Below are 17,985 nucleotides of genomic sequence, written 5' to 3'. Positions count from 1 at the left end.
GCCTATCCGCGCAGGATGCGCTGTGCCTTCAGGATCACCGGCGCGTCGACCATCTTCCCGTCGAGTGCGACCGCCGCGCCGCCGCTCGCGCCGACGGCTTCGAGCACGCGACGCGCCCACACCCGCTCCGCATCGGTCCATGCATACGCGCGATGCACCGCGTCGAGCTGCTTCGGATGAATGCACAGCTTGCCGCCGAAGCCGAAGCGCCGCGCGTAGCGCGCATGCCGTTCGATCGCATCGGCATCGTCGATGACCGTCGACACGCCGTCAACCGGCGGCGCGATACCGGCGAGCCGCGAAGCCAGCACGATCCGCGAGCGAAACGCGTTCAACTCCTCCCCGTCGCCGTCGATCCCGAGGTCGACCTGAAAATCGAGCGTACCGAAGGCCACGCGCACGACGCGCGGCGACATACAGACTTCATCGAGCCCGGCAATGCCGGTCGCCGTCTCGACGATCGGCAGCAGCTCGAGCGCGCGATGTGCGTGCGCGAGCACCGCGTCGATCTGCGCGCGCGCGTCGCACTTCGGCAGCATCACGCCGGCCGTGCCCGGATGCGCGGCGATCGCCGCGATGTCGTCGGCAAACCAGGCGGTGTCGGCCGCATTCACGCGCACCCAAACGGGCCGCGCGGCATCGAGATGCGCGACGACCACATCGCGCGCCGCCGGCTTGCCGTCCGGCGGCACCGCATCCTCGAGATCGACGATCACCGCGTCGGCGCCGGCCGCACGCGCCTTCTCGAAGCGCTCCGGGCGATTGCCGGGAACGAACAGCCACGAACGGGCGGATGCGGCCGTCATGCCGAACCCTCCGGAAACAGCGTGCCGAGCGCGTCGCGCGACGCGACCTGCCACGCGTCGGCCACGAGCCGCTCGACCTCGCCGGCCGATGCGGCACCCGAGAACGCGGCGAGCGTGCGCACCTTCCGCGCGATCTCGTCGCGCGACAGCGTATTGCCGGGATCGCCCTTAGGCTCGTCGACACGGCCCGCGAACGTGCGGCCGTCGCGCGTCGTCACCGTCACCTTGCCGATCCAGCGCGCCGGATACGCGCGATCGACCTCATCGTCGAACGCCATCGACACGCGATCACGAAACGCGACGACATGCGCGGCAGCGTACTCGCGCTCGAATTCGTCGACACCGGCGTGCCCATGCCACGCGGCCAGCGCGAGCACGGTGCCCATGTTGAACTTCGCCTGATGCACGGTGCTCGGCACCGTGACCGCGCCGAGCACGTCGATCGCCCCCTGGTGCACGTGCGTGACGACCGCTTCGATGTCGGTCGCGGCGAGCCGCTCGCGCGCCATCACCGCGAGCAGCGCATCGGCGGCCGGATGCGTGTGGCGGCACGACGCGTGATACTTGAACGACGTTTCCGCCGTCGCCCAGCGTTCGCCGAGCCGGTCGGTCAGCCGCGCGGGGTCTGCATCGGTCGACATCCCGGCCGCCATCCCCTGCGCGCCTTCGAGAATCCGCGTCGCGCCGCGAAACCCGTCGTGCGCGAGTTCGGCTGCCATCAGCCCGTTCGCGGCGGCCATCGCCGTATGCAGCTGCTTCGAATCGGCCGCGTCGCGCAGGAATTCCCACAGCCCGCTCGCCTGCGTGCCGGCCGATCCGAACGCGTCGAGCATCCGTTCCGGCGACAACCCGAGCAGCCGCCCGGCCGTCGCGGCTGCCGCCACCGTGCCCGCGGTGCCGGTCGTATGGAACACCTTGTAGTGCGAACGCCCGAGAAACTCGCCGACGCGGATGCCGACTTCATACCCGGCAACCGCCGCCTCGATGAATGCGCGCCCGCTCGCGCCGCGTGCCTGCGCAAGCGCGAGCGCCACCGGAAACACGACGGTCGCCGGATGGAACACCGCGCCGTTGTGCACGTCGTCCTGCTCGGCGAAGTGCGACGCCGCGCCGTTCATCATCGCCGCGAAATACGGCGTCGCACGCGTGCGGTCGATCAGCACGTCGGCCGTGCCGGACCCGCCGGGCGAGCCGCCCGCGCGGCGCGCGAACGCGGCGATCGTCTCGACCGGGCGCGCGCCCTTGCCGGCCAGCGCGGAGCCGAGCCAGTCGACATAGAGATTGACGGTACGCGCGACGACGTTGGCCGGAATCGCGTCGAAGCGCAGTTGCGACGCGAAGGTCGCGAGCGTGAGGCCGGGCGCGGGCAATGTATTCGTCATCATGGGTCGTCGAAGCGAAATCAGATCGTGCCGTTCGCGCGCAGCGCATCGATATGTGCGCGGTCGTAGCCGAGTTCGGCGAGGATCGCGTCGGTGTGCTGGCCGAGCGCCGGCACCGCGTCCATCCGCGGCTCGATGCCGTCGGGCAGCCCGGGCGGCAGCAGCGCGGGCATCGGGCCAGCCGCCGTGTCGACGCTGCGCCAGCGTTCGCGCGCCTTCAGTTGCGGGTGCCGCCACACGTCGTCGAGCGTATTCATTTGCGCGTTCGCGATGCCGGCCGCATCGAGCCGCTGCATCACGTCCGCGGCCGTCAGCGTCGAGAATGCGTCGACGATCAGCGCATGCACCGCATCGCGCGCCGCATGGCGTTTCGAATTCGCGTTGAAGCGCGGATCGTCGGCAAGCGCGGGCTGGCGCAGCACCTGTTCGCAGAACAGCTTCCATTCGCGTTCGTTCTGCAGCCCGAGCATCACGGTCTTGCCGTCACCGGCCGGGAACGGGCCGTACGGGCAGATCGTCGCGTGCGACGCGCCCGACGGCGCGGGCGGGCTCTGTCCGTCGATCGCGTAGTAGAGCGGGTAGCCCATCCACTCGACCATGCTCTCCAGCATCGACACGTCGATCCGGCATCCTTCACCGGTGCGGCCGCGCATCAGCAGCGCGCTCAGGATGTTCGTGTATGCATACATGCCGGCCGCGATGTCCGCGATCGAGCAGCCGGCCTTCGCCGGTTGCCCGGGCGCGCCCGTGATCGACAGGAACCCGGCTTCGCTCTGGATCAGCAGGTCGTAGGCCTTGCGGTCGTGATACGGACCGTCGTCGCCGTAGCCCGAGATGTCGCACACGATCAGGCGCGGATGCGCGTCCTTCAGCGCGTCGTAGCCGAGGCCGAGGCGTCCGGCCGCGCCGGGCGCGAGATTCTGCACGAGCACGTCGGCATCCGCGAGCAGCGCGTTCAGCACGGCGGCCGCGTCGGGCTGCTTGACGTCGAGCGTCAGGCTCTCCTTCGAGCGGTTCACCCAGACGAAGTGCGACGACAGCCCGTGCGCGCGTTCGTCGTAGCCGCGCGCGAAGTCGCCGCTGCCGGGCCGTTCGATCTTGATCACGCGCGCGCCGAGATCGGCGAGCTGGCGCGTGCAGAACGGCGCCGCGATCGCATGTTCAAGCGTGATCACCTTGATGCCGTCGAGGGGTCTCATCGTCGGCCTCCGTCAGAACGAGCGCGGCAGGTCGAGGATATGCTCCGCGACGTAGGCCAGGATCAGGTTGGTCGAGATCGGCGCGACCTGGTACAGCCGCGTCTCGCGGAACTTGCGCTCGACGTCGTATTCGCACGCGAAACCGAAGCCGCCGTGAAACTGCAGGCACGCATTCGCGGCTTCCCACGACGCGTCGGCCGCGAGCAGCTTCGCCATGTTCGCCTGCGCGCCGCACGGTTCGTGCGCATCGAACCGGCGCGCGGCGTCGAAGCGCATCAGGCTCGCGGCCTCGACGTTCACGAACGCGCGCGCGATCGGAAACTGCACGCCCTGGTTCTGCCCGATCGGGCGGCCGAACACGACACGCTCCTTCACGTACTGCGACACCTTGTCGATGAACCAGTAGCCATCGCCGACGCATTCGGCCGCGATCAGCGTGCGCTCCGCGTTCAGCCCGTCGAGGATGTACCGGAAGCCCTGCCCTTCCTCGCCGATCAGGTTCTCGGCGGGAATCTCGAGGTTGTCGAAGAACAGCTCGTTGGTCTCGTGATTGACCATGTTCGGAATCGGCTGCACCGTCAGCCCGCGGCCGATGGCGTCGCGCAGATCGACGACGAAGATCGACATCCCTTCCGATTTCTTCTTCACGTCGGCGAGCGGCGTCGTGCGCGCGAGCAGGATCATCAGGTCCGAATGCTGCACGCGCGAGATCCACACCTTCTGCCCGTTGATCACGTAACGGTCGCCGCGTTTCTCGGCGGTCGTCTTGATCTTCGTCGTGTCGGTGCCGGCGGTCGGCTCGGTCACGCCCATCGACTGCAGGCGCAGTTCGCCGCTCGCGATCTTCGGCAGGTATGCGCGCTTCTGTTCGGCCGAGCCGTGGCGCAGCAGCGTGCCCATGTTGTACATCTGCCCGTGGCACGCGCCGGAGTTGCCGCCCGAACGGTTGATCTCCTCCATGATGATCGATGCCTCGGTAAGCCCGAGGCCCGATCCGCCGTATTCCTGCGGGATCAGCGCTGCGAGCCAGCCGGCCTTCGTCAGCGCGTCGACGAACGCGTCCGGGTAATCGCGCGCTTCGTCGATCTTGCGGAAATACTCGCCGGGAAACTGGCTGCACAGGTCGCGCACTGCTTCGCGGATGTCCTGGTACTGATCTTGTTGCGTGGTCTGCATGGTCCGTCGTCGAAGAATGGAAAGGAGCGCGAGGCGTGCGTCACGCGAGGGTCGCGGTGGCCTGCATCGTCAGCCAGCCGTCGCGATCCTTCGCCCACAGCTCGATCGTGCCGCCGTCGTCCGACGGCTTGCCGCACAGCGTGAACGGCTGCCCGTCGAAGGTCGGGCGCACCGCGCGGAACGCGAAGCTCGCGAGCGTCGCGTCGGGCCGTTCGCGATGCACGAGATCGACCAGCAGCGTCGCGATCAGCGGGCCGTGCACGACGAGCCCCGGATAACCTTCCTCCTGCGTCACGTAGCTGCGGTCGTAGTGGATGCGGTGACCGTTGAAGGTCAGCGCCGAATAGCGGAACAGCATCACCGCGTCGGCGGTGACGGTGCGCGTCCACGTCTCGCCCGTGGGCGCCGCGACCGGCTTCGGCGCGGGTGCGCCCGGCTGCGGTGCGTCGCGATAGACGATGTCGTGCTCTTCCTCGACGCACAGCGCGCCGTCGCACTCGATCCGGTGCTGCACCGTCACGAACACGAGCCGGCCGCTGCGGCCCGTCTTGTCCTCGATATTCGCGATCGTCGATTCGCGCGTCGCGCGCCGCCCGGCGCGCAGCGGCGCATGGAACGTCAGCCGGCCGCCGGCCCACATGCGGCGCGGCAGCGGCACGGGCGGCAGGAAACCGCCGCGCTTCGGGTGGCCGTCGGGGCCGACTTCGGCCAGCGGCGCGACAGGCAGGAAGTAGAGCCAGTGCCACATCGGCGGCACGACGTCGCCGGGCGGCGCCCGGTCGAGCGTGGCGGCCAGCGCGTTCAGCGGGAACGCGGTGATGTCGTCGCCGAGCGTTTCGGTCTTGCCGAGCCACGCGTCGAGCGACGCGGCGGCGGTGGGTTGCGAGGATGAGGTCGACACGTGCGGAGTCTCCGGTGCGCTTGCAATGTCCCCAATATGCATGCCGCGCGCCGTTTCGCGAAGTCGGCTTTCCCGAACCGGGGCTTCGAATTTGCTTAACTGGCACGCGCTGCCCGGCCGGACGGATCTCGTCTGACCATTCAATATAGTCGCCGCGCCGGCCGCGCGCGGTTCGCTCACGCCAACCTTACAGTTTGACCATCCCCGGCACGCCGCCTAAATTGCTTCAGACGGGCCGGCCGCGCCGCGTGCGACGTGTCATCCGGGTGACAAAAACCGATAGTTTGCTATCGAATTGTTTTGCCCCTATCATCTCGCCCATGACCAATCTGCACGACCTCCGCCTCGCCGTCAGCAGCCTGCTCGTGCTGTCCGCGCGCAAGTGGCGCCGCACCAGTGACGGCGTGCTGAACGCGTACAACGTGTCCGAAGCCTGCGCGACGCCGCTCCTGATCGCCGGCCGCCTCGGCGAAGGCGTGCGGCAGGGCGCACTCGCCGAACACGTCGGCATCGAAGGGCCGTCGCTCGTGCGCCTGCTCGACCAGCTGTGCGCGGCCGGCCTGGCGCGCCGTGACGAGGATCCGCACGACCGCCGCGCGAAAACGATCTCGCTGACGGCCGCCGGCCGCGCGGTCACCGCGAAGATGGAGGAAGACCTGCGCACGCTGCGCGCGCAGGTGCTCAAGGGCGTCTCGCGCGCCGATCTCGAAGCGACGCTGCGCGTGCTCGACGCGTTCAACGCATCCGAATCGCATGCGCCCGCGGCGGGCGCGTCCCACACGGGTCACACTGCGTCATGACTTACCCGAGCCTTCGCGACTGGCTGTTCTCGGGCAAGACGTTTGCCGCGTCGATGCTGGCGCTGTACCTCGGCCTGTATTTCCAGCTGCCGCGCCCGTACTGGGCGATGGCGAGCGTCTACATCGTGTCGAACCCGTTCGTCGGCGCGACGCGCTCGAAGGCGCTGTATCGCGCGCTCGGCACCGCGCTCGGCGCGGCCGCGGCGATCCTGTTCGTGCCGCCGTTCGTCGAGACGCCGCTGCTGTTCGCCATCATCGTCGCGACCTGGTGCGGCACGCTGCTCTATCTCGCGATCTCCGACCGTACCGCGCGCAGCTACGTGTTCATGCTCGCCGGCTATACGATGCCGCTGGTCGCGCTGCCGACCGTGACCGATCCGTCCACGATCTTCGACGTCGCGATCGCGCGCACCGAGGAAATCGTGCTCGGCATCGTGTGCGCAAGCGTGGTCGGCAGCGCCATCTTCCCGAACCGGCTCGCGCCGATGCTGATCGAACGCACCGACGCGTGGTTCAAGGACGCCGCGTTCTACGGCCGCGAAACGCTGTCCGGACAGATCGCCGGCAAGGCGCTGTCCGCGTGCCGGCAGCGCCTTGCTGCGACCATCACCGGCCTCGAATTCCTGCTGAGCCAGCTGGGCTACGACCATGCGCATCCACGCATTCTCGCGCGTGCGCAGGCGCTCGCGGGCCGGATGCAGCTGTTCCTGCCGCTGATGTCGTCGCTCGCCGATCCGCTGATCGCGCTGATGCGCGACCTGCATGTGCGCCCGCCCGCGCTCGACGCGCTGCTGGCCGACGCCGCGAAGTGGTTCGACGCGCCGCTACCGGCCGTGAAATCCGGCACCGAAGGCGACATGGCCCACGATCCGGTCGCGGACAACCTGCGCGAACGCATTGCCGCGCTGCAGCCGCCCGACAGCGCGCTGGCGAGCTGGGACGGTGCGCTGCTGTCGAATGCGCTGTGGCGGTTGCGCCAGGTGATCGACATCTGGCAGGACTGCCGCTCGCTGCGCGCGCTGATCGCGAACGAGTCGGGCATCTGGCAGCCGCGCTACCGGCACTGGCGGCTCGGCGGCACCGAGCGCTTCTTCGATCGCGGGATGATGCTGTTCTCGACGCTGACCGTCATGCTCGCGATCGTGTTCGCGTGCTGGCTGTGGATCTCGTCCGGCTGGCACGACGGCGCGGCCGCCGTCACGCTCGTGGCCGTGTCGTGCAGCTTCTTCGCCGCACTCGACGAACCGGCGCCGCTGGTGTTCAAGTTCTTCCTCGCGACGACCGCGAGCGTCGTATTCGCGGGCCTGTACCTGTTCGTCGTGCTGCCGCACGTGCACGATTTCGCGATGCTCGTGCTGATGTTCGCGGGCCCGTTCATCCTGATCGGCACGCTGCTGCCGCGCCCGCAGTTCAACATGGTGACGATGCTCGTCGCGGTGAACACGGCCACCTTCATCAGCATCCAGAGCGCGTACGAGGCCGACTTCTTCGTGTTCCTGAACAGCAACCTCGCGGGCGTCGCCGGGCTGCTGTTCGCCTATGTATGGACCCGTGCGACGCGGCCGTTCGGCGCGGAACTCGCGGTGCGCCGCCTGTTGCGCTCGGGCTGGGAAGACGTCGCGCGCTCCGCGTCGACGCAGCCGCTCGACGATCAGCGCAACCACGCATCGCGGATGCTCGATCGCGTCACGCAGCTGCTGCCGCGCCTCGGTGCGTCCGACGACCACCGCCACCCGTCGATCGAGAGCTTCCGCGACCTGCGCATCGCACTCAACGCGCTCGACCTGCGCCGCTCGCGCCGCCGGCTGTCGGGCGACGTGCCCGACGCGATCGACCGCGTGCTGGCCGGCGTGACCGACCACTACGCGCGCTGCGCGGCCGCGAACGCGCGCCAGCCCGCGCCGCCAGCGCTGCTCGCGACGATCGACGACGCGCTGCACCGCGTGGCCGGCCGCACCGTGCCGCGCGCGGCGCCGGCCGACGACGGCACGACGCCCGCGGCACCGGCCACGCCCGCGACACACCGCCGGCTGCGCGACACGCTGCACGCACTCGTCGGCCTGCGCCTGTCGCTGTATCCGGCCTCGGCCGGGCAAGCGCCGCAGGCCCCGGACGGAGCACGCGCATGACCCGGCTTCCCAACCTGTCTTTCCGACCGCGACCATGATCGGCGAAATCGACATCTTCGGCGTGTTCGTGCCGGCTCCGCTCGTGCTGATGCTGATCGCGTACCTGATCAACATCGTCGTGCGCGCGGTGCTCGAGCGCGTCGGCTTCTACCGCCTCGTCTGGCACCGTTCGATCTTCGACCTCGGCATCTATGTCTTCGTGCTTGCCGCCGTCGTGATCGTTTCCCACCATCTCGTGGCTACCTAACGTGAAAAAAACCTGGCTCTCGGCAGGGCAAATCCTGCTCACCCTGATCGTCGTCGTCGTGGCCGGCCTCGTGCTGTGGCGGATCATCAACTACTACATGTTCTCGCCGTGGACGCGCGACGGGCATGTGCGCGCCGACGTAATCCAGGTCGCGCCGGACGTGTCGGGTCTCATCACGTCGGTACAGGTCGACGACAACCAGGAGGTCAAGCGCGGCCAGGTGCTGTTCGTGATCGACCAGGCCCGCTACACGCTCGCGGAACGGCTCGCCGAAGCGACGCTCGCGCAGCGCCGTGCGACGCTCGCACAGGCGAAGCGCGAATACGCGCGCAACCTGCAGCTCGGCAACCTGGTCGCGAGCGAACAGGTCGAGGAAAGCCGCACGCGCGTCGAACAGGGCGAGGCCGCCGTCGCCGATGCGCAGGTGTCGCTCGACACCGCGAAGCTGAACCTGCAGCGCACGACGATCGTGAGTCCCGTAGACGGCTACCTGAACGACCGCGCGCCGCGCGTCGGCGAATACGTGCCGGCCGGCCGCGCGGTGTTGTCGGTCGTCGACCGCAACTCGTTCCGCGTCGACGGTTACTTCGAGGAAACCAAGCTGCGCGGCATCCACATCGGCCAGCCCGTCGACATCATCGTGATGGGCGAGCCGCATACGCTGCGCGGCCATGTGCAGAGCATCGTCGCCGCGATCGAGGATCGCGACCGCACGCAGGGCGCGAACCTGCTGCCGAACGTGAACCCGGCGTTCAGCTGGGTGCGGCTCGCGCAGCGCGTGCCGGTGCGCGTCGTGCTCGACGAAGTGCCCGACGATTTCCGGATGATCGCGGGCCGCACCGCGACCGTCTCGATGCGCGCATCCGACACGCGCCGCAACGACAACGCGAAGCCGGCTGCCGGCGCAAGCGCAGCGTCGGTAGCCAAGCCGGTCGCGACGGCTTCCGGGATGGCCGCCAGCGCGGCGGGAGCGTCGCAATGAATCGGCACGGTCTGCGCCTCGCGGCGGCGCTCGCGCCGCTTGCGCTCGCCCTCGGCGCGTGCAAGTCCGTCGGCCCCGATTACACGCTGCCGCAGCAGGCGTACGTGAATGCGCCGCTCGCGAACCATGCGCTCGACGACGCGAACGGCACGCTCGTATCGCGCGACGCCGTGCCCGGCAACTGGTGGCAACTGTACGACGACCCCGTGCTCGACGAACTCGTGCGCGCCGCGCTGAAGTCGAACACCGACCTGCGCGTCGCCGCAGCCAACCTCGCACGCTCGCGCGCGGCGCTGGAAGTCGCGAACCAGCAGGGCGGGTTCTCGGGCGGGGCGGATGCAGCCGTGCAGCGCGCGCAGGAATCGGCCGAGCAATACCTGCTCGAAAACAAGCTGCCGGTCGTCAACGAGGGCGCGGTCGGCATCAACGTGTCGTACGAGATCGACCTGTTCGGCAAGCTGCGGCGCGGCGTCGAAGCCGCGCGCGCGGACAGCGAGGCCGTCCAGGCGGCCGGCGACCTGGCGCGCATCACGGTCGTCGCCGACGTCGTGCGCGCGTATGTCGAATCGTGCTCGGCCGGAGACGAGCTCGCGGTCGCGAAACTGTCGCTCGCACTGCAGAAGCAGCGCGTCGCGCTGTCGCAGCGGCTGCGCGATGCCGGGCGCGGCAACCAGACCGACGTGACACGCGGCGTGACGCAGGTGCGCACGCTCGCCGCCGACATCCCGCGCTTCGAAGGCCGCCGCAAGGTCGCGCAATACCAGCTCGCCGCGCTGCTCGCGCGCTCGCCGGCCGACCTGCCGAAGGCCGTCGCCGAATGCGAACGCCTGCCGAAGCTGCGCCAGCCGATTCCGATCGGCGACGGCGCCGCGCTGCTGCGTCGCCGCCCCGACGTGCGCGAAGCCGAGCGGCAGCTCGCCGCCGCGACCGCGCGCATCGGCGTCGCCACCGCCGCGCTGTACCCGTCGGTCAGCATCGGTGCGTCGGCCGGCTCGGTCGGCGTCGCCGCCGACCTGTTCTCGTCGACCACGAATCGCTGGTCGTTCGGACCGCTGATCAGCTGGTCGTTCCCCGTCAACGGCCAGCGCGCTCGCGTGCGCGAAGCCGAAGCGGCGACGGGCGGCGCGCTCGCGCACTTCGACGGTGTCGTGCTGAACGCGCTGCGCGAAACGCAGTCGAGCCTCGCAACCTATGCCGCCGACGTGCAGCGCACCGACGCGCTGCGCACGGCCTACGACTCGGCGCGCAATTCCGCCGACGAAACGCACCGCCTCTATGCGGCCGGCCGCGAATCGTTCATCTCCGATCTCGACGCGACACGCACGCTGACGAGTGTGCAGGCGCAGGTCGCCGCGGCCGAAGGGCAAGTCGCCGCCGACCAGGTGCGGCTGTTCCTCGCGCTTGGCGGCGGATGGGACAGCGACCACGCGGCGACCGCGCAGAACGCCCGGCCCGACACCGCGCACGCCGCTTCGGCACCCGCGGCGAACGAGTAATACCCCAGTCGTCATAGACTTCGGTATATAGCGCCAGCGTCGCAAAACGCCTTGTATAAAGGGGTTTTCGTGATTCGCACCATAGCATCCGGACGGCGACGGACGCCCGCATTGGCGGTAAACTCGCCGATGCATTCCATTCATCTTTCGCTGCCGGTCCGGCAGCGACATCCACTCCGGAGATCCATCATGCGAACCAGCGCCCGCAACCATTTCGCCGGCCAGGTCGGTGCCGTCAAGCCCGGTGCCGTCAACGACGAAATCACGCTTCGCACGCAGGACGGCCTCGACATCGTCGCCGTGATCACCCACGGCAGCGCGGCTTCGCTGGGCCTCGCGGCCGGCACGAAGGCGTTCGCGCTCGTCAAGGCGTCGTCGGTCATCGTGATGGTCGACGTCGACAGCAGCAAGGTTTCGGCCCGCAACTGCGTCGCGGGCACCGTATCGTCGGTCGTGAAAGGCGCGGTCAATTCGGAAGTCGTGGTCAAGGCCGCGGGCGGCGCCGAGATCGTCGCGATCGTCACCAACGACAGCGTCGCTCGTCTCGGCCTCGCGAGCGGCACGGCCGCGTCCGCGATCTTCAAGGCATCGAGCGTGATCGTCGGCGTCGAGTGATCGCGTGACGATCGCGATGGCGATCCGTTTTGCGCCGCGTATTCGCGCGGATCGTGCGGCCCGGCTGCCCTACGGGTGCGCACGATGACGACCGAACCCGATCGCGCGAAACCGTCCTCGCATGACCGGGCGTTGCCGTCGCTGCTGCACGCGGCGGCCAACGCCGACACGCCCGACGCACGCCTGTTCGGCGCCCTCGTTACGGCACGTGCGTGCCGCAACGAACTCGCGCTGCTCGGCCTGTCTCGCGCGCAACTGGCCGGCCTGCTCACCCGCCAGTTTCCGCACCTGCCTTCCGCCGATGCCGGCGCACTCGTGTCGACGGTCGCGATGGCACTGCTGCCCTCCACCCACGCGGCATTCGTTGCGACGCTGCACACGCGGCTGATGGACGACGCGAATCCCGCCGCCCCCCGCGACGACGCCGACTGTCTCGCGTCGATCATCGCGCATGCGTGCCTGCGCCCCGACCATCTGTGGCGCGATCTCGGGCTCGACGGGCGCGACGCGGTATCGGCGATGCTCGATCGCTTTTTCCCCGCGCTCGCCGCGCGCAACGTCGCTCACCTGCGCTGGAAGAAATTCCTCGCACAGGAAGTGGCCGCATCGCTCGGCGTGCCACCGGGGCCCGCACCCGGATGCCCCGGCTGCGAGGATTTCGGGTTCTGCTTCCCGCAAGCGCGATAGCCGTCGCGGTAGCCTGCGCGGCCCATTCGTTTCAGCTGGAATTCTTTCCGCACCCCGAACCCGATCCGGCGACGAGCGGTTCAGTTGCTGCTTCCGGCTCGCGGATGTCGGCGCGTTCTTCGACGACGTGCTCACGGCCGGCATTCCGGAGCAAGCAAGCGGCTGGCCGCACGCACCGGCCGACATGCGAAGCCTGAGGCGGCACGATCGGCGCACTGATCGACCCGACGGTTCGCTGATCCCGTTGCTCCAGACCGACGACCAGGCTCGCACCCGCTGTCGTTGTCGTGATCGAGCGGCGATGGAAATGGGCGGTCGCGCGATTCGACGCAGGTCCCATAAACGGTCACCTTGCGATGCGTATCGCATGCGATGTGGCCGCCCGCCGTTCATCACGCAGTCAATGTCGATGCCGGTGATGAATGTCCGGAAAATGCGCATGGCTGTGCGTGATCGGCAGATGCACGTGCGGATGCGTGTGCGGTTCGTCACCGTCGTACGCGAAGTCGTGCGTATGCTGGTGATGTTCGTCGTGCCGATGCCGGTGCGTGTGCTCGAGCCGCTCGTGCGCATGCGTGTGTTCGTGCCGCTCGCGCACGTGCAGCCAGATGCCGAGCGCCATCAGCGCGGCGGCGATCCAGAACGTCGCCGGCGGCAGCGCGGGCCAGATCAGCAGCGACAGCACGACGCCGAACAGCGGCGCGATCGAGAAATACGCGCCGGTACGCGCACTGCCGAGATGCCGCAGCGCGACGACAAACAGCACGAGGCTGATCCCGTAGCCGCCGAGCCCCGTCAGCATCGCGGCAGCCGTGACCGGTACGGCGGGCAGCGTCGCCCCGGTCGCCAGTGCGATGCCGATGTTCACGGGTCCGGCGATCAGCCCTTTCACGCACGCGATGACCATTGCGTCGTTCGCGGCGACCTTGCGGGTCAGGTTGTTGTCGATCGCCCAGCACAGGCATGCACCGACGATCAGCAACGCGCCGACCGGCACGCCGGCCTGTCCCGGCGTCCACGACAGCAGCGTGCCGCCGGCGACGATCGCGACCATCCCGAGGAACACTTGCGAGTCCACGTTCTCGCGAAACACGACCCACGCGATGACGGCCGTCAGCACGCCTTCGAGATTGAGCAGCAACGCGCTCGTCGCCGCCGGCGTGCTCGACAGCCCGAGCATCAGCAACGCCGGGCCGGCCACGCCGCCCGCCGCGATCGCGCCGGCCAGCCACGGCAGGTCGGCGCGCTGCAGCGGCGCGGCGGCCGCGGCCGGTGCGCGACGGTTGTGCAGCCCGCGCAGCAGGATCCCGATACCGAGCCCGACACCGCTGCCGAGATAGAACAAGCCGGCGACCATGAACGGCGACATCGCGCCGATCAGCGCCTTGGCGAGCGGTGTCGCGGCACCGAACAGCGCGGCGGCGGTGAGTGCGACGAGAATCGCGGAATGTCTCGGGTTCATGATCCGGTTTGAATTGGCGTTGAAAAACGATGGACGTGACTTCGGGTCGTGTCGACGCGAGCGCCCCTTACCTTTCGAAATGCAAGCTGCATCGCACTGGCCGACTTGCTCTCGGCCTGACGATCCCGGCGAGATTATCGCGCGTCATCGTGTCACGATGGCCGGACGACATCGTTCACATGCCGATCGACGATCCCGATATCAATATTTTAGGAAACCGAATTATTTGACTGAGGCGTTACTGCATTCAGGCATGCTTGCTATTCATACGCGCACAGGAACGTCGATGCATCGCGCAGGCAGCGCACGTTGACGGACCTGTTTCGTCCGGTCGCGTTGTCTGTCTGATACGGGATGGATGCGTGCCGGCAGTCGAGCGCCGGAGAGGCAGTCCTGACCTGCCTCGAGCGAGGCAGGTCAGTCTGTCGTGTCATGCGCCGCATGCGGCATGCATGCGGGTGAGCGCCATGCAGTCGCACGGCGGCGCGGCACGTGTTACTCGTTTCCGGCCGTTTGCTGCTCGACCTGCGGTGCCGCGTGGGTCTGCGCTTCCGTGTTCGCCGGTTGCGGCGCAACGGCGGCGGTGTCGGTCTGCGCTTCCGTGTTCGCAGGTTGCCGTGCGACGGTGGCGGCGGCCGCGGAGTCCGTCTGCGCTTCCGCTTCCGCCGGTTGCGGCGCGGCAGCGGCCTCGGCCTGCTGCTCGGCCTTCGGCGGCTGCTGCGCGCCCTTGGCCGATTGCGCCGCACCCTTGCCGGGGCGGCGGGCCTTCAGCCGGCGCGCACGCGCTGCGTCGTCATGCGTCACGCGCCCTGCTTCGTTGCCTTGCAGATCGACCCGCACCGCGTCTTCGACGAGGCAGGACCAGTAGCGATTGCCACGGCACCACGTCGACATCGCTTCGCGCAGTTCAGCTTCGTTGAGACCCACCGACTGTGCCTCGCGTGCGAGGTCGTCCCAAATGCCGACCTTGAGCGGCACTTTGGGGGCCGGATTCTTCGGGAACGCGCGCGGAAACTTCCGCTGCAGTTTGCCGATCGCGACGATGACCGGATCGACCGGCGCCGACGGCTTCGCCGCAGCGGGTTTCGCGCGATGCGATGCTTTCGCGCCGGCACCCGGTTTGGCGCCGCGGGGCGGCTGGTCGCCACCGGACTTCGGCTTCGCGCCGGCGTCCGTCGGCGCTGCCGGCCGCTTCGCGTTGCGATCCTGCTTGGCCTTCGCTGCGAGCTGCGCCCGCAATTCGGCAAGTTGTTCAAAACCCATAAATTCAATCCACCAGGAATATAAGGTGTGGTTCGTGCGGCCATTCCGCGCGGCGCAACTGCTTCGCCGCCATACATGCGCCCCGTCCGCCTCCGATGCGGAACACTGCGGGGCCGCATCGCGCACGCCACTCTGTTTTCAGGCACCCGGCCACGATGCCGGACAAGGCAGGAGTGGAAGTATACCGTTACGCGCGGCAGCCGGCTGACTCGCCGGTCTGCAATTGCTCGATCCGGGGGCCCGGAAATGCGTCCGCGCGGTCGTGTTGCGCATTATATGGATACGCTCCCGGATGTCACGTCGCTCACCGCCGTCATCGAAAATCGGGCCAGTCTCGCGCGACATGATCTGTCCGGATTCGGCGCTTGCCGACACCCACCGTGCGGCATTCCGCCCGACAAATCGCGTCGCCCGAGTGCGGTGACGAACATGCCAACGATCCCGGTTCGCGAGCGACGCACCGCATGCGGCGATGGATTGGCGCAACGTCTCTGCGACACGCCCGTACGCCCATCGATTGCACCGGCACCCGGACCCGACTCGTTGCGCCCGCATCGATCGCGTGGCGGACGAGGATGCCGAAAAATGCGTAGTATGGCCGGATCAACGTCGTCGGCAGCATACATCGACCCGCCTCGCTGCGCACCCGTTCGGCTGGCGACATCCCGCTTGCCTGCGAAAAGAACCGGTTGTATGAAACGGAGCGGATTCATGGTTCCCCAACACGACATCCTCCACGACGGCATCACGCGCGAGGAGATTCACCATCGACAGATCGACATGCGCGGCTATCGGCGCAGCGACGGCCTGTTCGAAGTGACGGCCTGTCTCGCGGATCGCAAGACAAGCGATTTCACGCCGCCGGGCGGCACACGCACGGTCGCGGCACTGTCGCCGATCCACGACCTTGGCGTGACGCTGGTTTTTGACGTCGACATGGTCGTCCGCACCGTATCCACCTTCATCAAGTCGCATCCGTATGCGCAGTGCCCGGGCGGCGGCGACTCGCTGCAGGCGCTCGTCGGGCTGACCATCGGTGCCGGCTGGAACAGCGAGATCCGCAAGCGCCTGCCGTCCTGCGATACGTGCACACACCTGAAGGAATTGCTCGGCCCGGTCGCCACCACGGCCTATCAGACGATGGTCGGCATCCGGCCGTCCTCGCTCGACTCCCGCGACAGCGAAGGAAAGCCGCTCAAGATCGACAGTTGCCATGCGTATGGCGCATCGCGCGATCTCGTGAAACGTCTTTGGCCCGAATACCATCAGCCTTCGACGCCGGCACAAGGCAGCTAGGGACTCGGCATTCGGCCGGTCCGGTGTCTGCAGGAACGTGTGAGTTGTGTGCACAACCGGCCGCAGCTCTCGTCTCGCGTCGACCGGTTGCCGCTGACACCACACCGGACGTCAAAACACGCCCAGCGCGAGTCCCGCGGCAAGACCCGCACCGAGTTCGGCGCAGCGCGCGAGATCATCGGTATCGATCGTCTTCGGTGCGAGGATGCGCTCCGGCGTCTGCGCGTGCGTACAGACGATCAGGCCGGGCGCCACGTTCTTCAGCCGCCATCCGGTCGCGATCCGGTCGATCTGCCGCAACGCGTTCTGTCCGTCGCTACCCGCGCAGATCATGGCCGCATACGGGCGGCCGTTCACACGATCGAGCGCCGCGTAATAACAGCGATCGAAGAAGTCCTTCATCAGCCCGGACATCGCCGCGAGATTCTCGGGCGTCGCAAACAGGTAGGCATCGGCGGCCAGCACATCGTCGGCGCTCGTCACGTCCGCGCGCTGCAGCCTGACGTCGACGCCGGGTTGCTCGCGCGCCGCGCCGGCAGCCGCTTCGGCCATCTGCTGCGTGCCTCCGGTCATCGTGTGATAGACGATCAACAGCGTCTTCATTCGTAGTCGCTCGGGTTCGGCTTCAGGTACGACGGCGGCAGCCGGTATCTGCTGGATGGCTATTCGTCACGTGTCGAGGCGGTTCTGCGTTCGCTGGTGCGGATCGGCTGGTTGCCACGCACGTCGGCTCGTTGGCGCGAAGCACGCATCGATCGTACGCATGGCTCCGGCTTCGATTCGCGCATGATCTTCTAGGGTGTACGGTCAGCCTGGCGTGGCGCGCGATGCATCGTCGCCGTCCGACCGCGCGTAGTACGCGAGAAACATGTCGGCAGCGGAGTGCGCAACTTTCTGCTGCTCCGGCGCCGTGAGCGGCGGCTGGCCCATCGTGATCTGCGGCCAGAATGCGAATGCCTTCACGACGCCATGCAGCTGATGCGCGGCGAACACCGGATCGGTGACCGACAGGCGACCGGCGGCCGCGGCCGCCCGCAACCAGACCGTCACGTCTTCCTCGCGCTCGCCAAGACGCTCGACCATGTCGCGGGCGCGTTCCGGTGAATGAATGGCCGCCCCGATCGCGACGCGCGCGAGCGCGAGAAATGACTCATCGTTCATCAGGCGCAATTTGCGGTCCAGCAACGCGAGCAGTTGCTCGCGCAGCGGCACATCGGGGAGATAGGTCGGCGAACTGCCGGTCCGGGTCGCATCCCACAACTTGTGCAGGATCGCGGCGAACAACGTTTCCTTGCCTGGAAAGTGGTTGTAGACCGTGCGCTTCGACACGTCCGCGCGCGCGGCGATGCGATCCATGCTGGTCGCGTCGTAGCCGGCCGCGAGAAATTCCTCGATGGCCGCATCGACGATGGCTGCGCGCTTTCGATCGGTCAGCCGCTGAGGGGGAGTGCTGGTATCCATACGGAAATTTTACACCGGGTAGTTTACTTATCCTAAAAATAAACTACACTGTTTAGTGTACTTTATTCTCCGGACGAACCGAC

17 protein-coding genes are annotated in these 17,985 nt (G+C 68.1%); 8 read left to right on the top strand and 9 right to left on the bottom strand.

Features of this window, described 5'->3' with window-relative positions; translation table 11 throughout:
* Window positions 1-2: 2 nt before the first annotated feature.
* From ACTRWB_RS30290 to ACTRWB_RS30270, 5 genes are read right to left on the bottom strand one after another with little or no spacing between them, the layout of a single operon-like run.
* Window positions 3-806, bottom strand: coding sequence for an HpcH/HpaI aldolase/citrate lyase family protein (locus tag ACTRWB_RS30290; protein WP_446903995.1), 804 nt, complete (start codon window positions 804-806; stop codon window positions 3-5).
* Window positions 803-2,188 (bottom strand): MmgE/PrpD family protein, encoded by a 1,386-nt coding sequence (locus ACTRWB_RS30285; RefSeq protein ID WP_446904096.1) that lies wholly within the window; start codon window positions 2,186-2,188, stop codon window positions 803-805. The genes ACTRWB_RS30290 and ACTRWB_RS30285 overlap by 4 nt, the downstream gene beginning before the upstream one ends.
* Before the next feature lie 20 nt (window positions 2,189-2,208).
* A complete protein-coding gene (locus ACTRWB_RS30280; protein WP_446903994.1) occupies window positions 2,209-3,387 on the bottom strand; it encodes a CaiB/BaiF CoA transferase family protein in 1,179 nt (392 codons plus the stop codon).
* Between the two features lie 12 nt (window positions 3,388-3,399).
* Complete coding sequence (locus ACTRWB_RS30275; protein ID WP_446903993.1) at window positions 3,400-4,563, bottom strand: acyl-CoA dehydrogenase family protein; 1,164 nt, start codon at window positions 4,561-4,563, stop codon at window positions 3,400-3,402.
* A 40-nt stretch (window positions 4,564-4,603) separates the two neighbouring features.
* On the bottom strand, window positions 4,604-5,464 hold the full coding sequence (locus ACTRWB_RS30270) for an FAS1-like dehydratase domain-containing protein (RefSeq protein WP_446903992.1): 861 nt from the start codon (window positions 5,462-5,464) through the stop codon (window positions 4,604-4,606).
* 320 nt (window positions 5,465-5,784) lie between these two features.
* Here ACTRWB_RS30270 and ACTRWB_RS30265 point away from each other — a divergent pair, with 320 nt between their 5' ends.
* From ACTRWB_RS30265 to ACTRWB_RS30235, 7 genes are all read left to right on the top strand, one after another.
* On the top strand, window positions 5,785-6,264 hold the full coding sequence (locus ACTRWB_RS30265; protein WP_129517583.1) for a MarR family winged helix-turn-helix transcriptional regulator: 480 nt from the start codon (window positions 5,785-5,787) through the stop codon (window positions 6,262-6,264).
* Window positions 6,261-8,393, top strand: a complete 2,133-nt coding sequence (locus ACTRWB_RS30260; RefSeq protein WP_446903991.1) for an FUSC family protein — start codon at window positions 6,261-6,263, stop codon at window positions 8,391-8,393. The genes ACTRWB_RS30265 and ACTRWB_RS30260 overlap by 4 nt, the downstream gene beginning before the upstream one ends.
* A 34-nt stretch (window positions 8,394-8,427) precedes the next feature.
* Window positions 8,428-8,640 (top strand): DUF1656 domain-containing protein, encoded by a 213-nt coding sequence (locus ACTRWB_RS30255; RefSeq protein ID WP_039369242.1) that lies wholly within the window; start codon window positions 8,428-8,430, stop codon window positions 8,638-8,640.
* 1 nt (window position 8,641) lies between these two features.
* Window positions 8,642-9,622 (top strand): efflux RND transporter periplasmic adaptor subunit, encoded by a 981-nt coding sequence (locus tag ACTRWB_RS30250; protein ID WP_446903990.1) that lies wholly within the window; start codon window positions 8,642-8,644, stop codon window positions 9,620-9,622.
* Window positions 9,619-11,118, top strand: coding sequence for an efflux transporter outer membrane subunit (locus ACTRWB_RS30245; RefSeq protein ID WP_446903989.1), 1,500 nt, complete (start codon window positions 9,619-9,621; stop codon window positions 11,116-11,118). Before ACTRWB_RS30250 ends, ACTRWB_RS30245 begins: the two co-directional genes overlap by 4 nt.
* A gap of 189 nt (window positions 11,119-11,307) precedes the next feature.
* The gene (locus ACTRWB_RS30240) at window positions 11,308-11,733 is read left to right on the top strand and encodes a TOBE domain-containing protein (RefSeq protein ID WP_129517579.1); all 426 of its coding nucleotides are present in this window, start codon (window positions 11,308-11,310) and stop codon (window positions 11,731-11,733) included.
* A gap of 84 nt (window positions 11,734-11,817) precedes the next feature.
* Window positions 11,818-12,420 carry a nitrogen fixation protein NifQ gene (locus tag ACTRWB_RS30235; protein WP_446903988.1) on the top strand — a complete coding sequence of 201 codons (603 nt, stop codon included), beginning with the start codon at window positions 11,818-11,820 and terminating at the stop codon, window positions 12,418-12,420.
* A 400-nt stretch (window positions 12,421-12,820) separates the two neighbouring features.
* On the opposite strand, the gene ACTRWB_RS30230 is transcribed toward ACTRWB_RS30235, so the two are convergent.
* Together ACTRWB_RS30230 and ACTRWB_RS30225 are read right to left on the bottom strand one after the other, a co-directional pair.
* Complete coding sequence (locus ACTRWB_RS30230; protein ID WP_446903987.1) at window positions 12,821-13,882, bottom strand: DMT family transporter; 1,062 nt, start codon at window positions 13,880-13,882, stop codon at window positions 12,821-12,823.
* Between the two features lie 495 nt (window positions 13,883-14,377).
* A complete protein-coding gene (locus ACTRWB_RS30225; protein ID WP_446904095.1) occupies window positions 14,378-15,145 on the bottom strand; it encodes a ProQ/FinO family protein in 768 nt (255 codons plus the stop codon).
* Window positions 15,146-15,856: 711 nt separating this feature from the next.
* Between ACTRWB_RS30225 and ACTRWB_RS30220 the strand changes: the two genes are divergently transcribed.
* A complete protein-coding gene (locus tag ACTRWB_RS30220) occupies window positions 15,857-16,441 on the top strand; it encodes a DUF2889 domain-containing protein (protein WP_446903986.1) in 585 nt (194 codons plus the stop codon).
* 111 nt (window positions 16,442-16,552) lie between these two features.
* Here ACTRWB_RS30220 and ACTRWB_RS30215 read toward each other — a convergent pair whose 3' ends face one another.
* On the bottom strand, window positions 16,553-17,044 hold the full coding sequence (locus tag ACTRWB_RS30215) for a flavodoxin family protein (protein ID WP_446903985.1): 492 nt from the start codon (window positions 17,042-17,044) through the stop codon (window positions 16,553-16,555).
* Window positions 17,045-17,248: 204 nt separating this feature from the next.
* The gene (locus tag ACTRWB_RS30210; protein ID WP_446903984.1) at window positions 17,249-17,902 is read right to left on the bottom strand and encodes a TetR/AcrR family transcriptional regulator; all 654 of its coding nucleotides are present in this window, start codon (window positions 17,900-17,902) and stop codon (window positions 17,249-17,251) included.
* Between the last annotated feature and the right edge of the window lie 83 nt (window positions 17,903-17,985).

Source organism: Burkholderia sp. YIM B11467, assembly GCF_052952715.1.
Note: the sequence above shows the minus strand (reverse complement) of the source record. Positions and strands in the feature narration are given on the sequence as shown.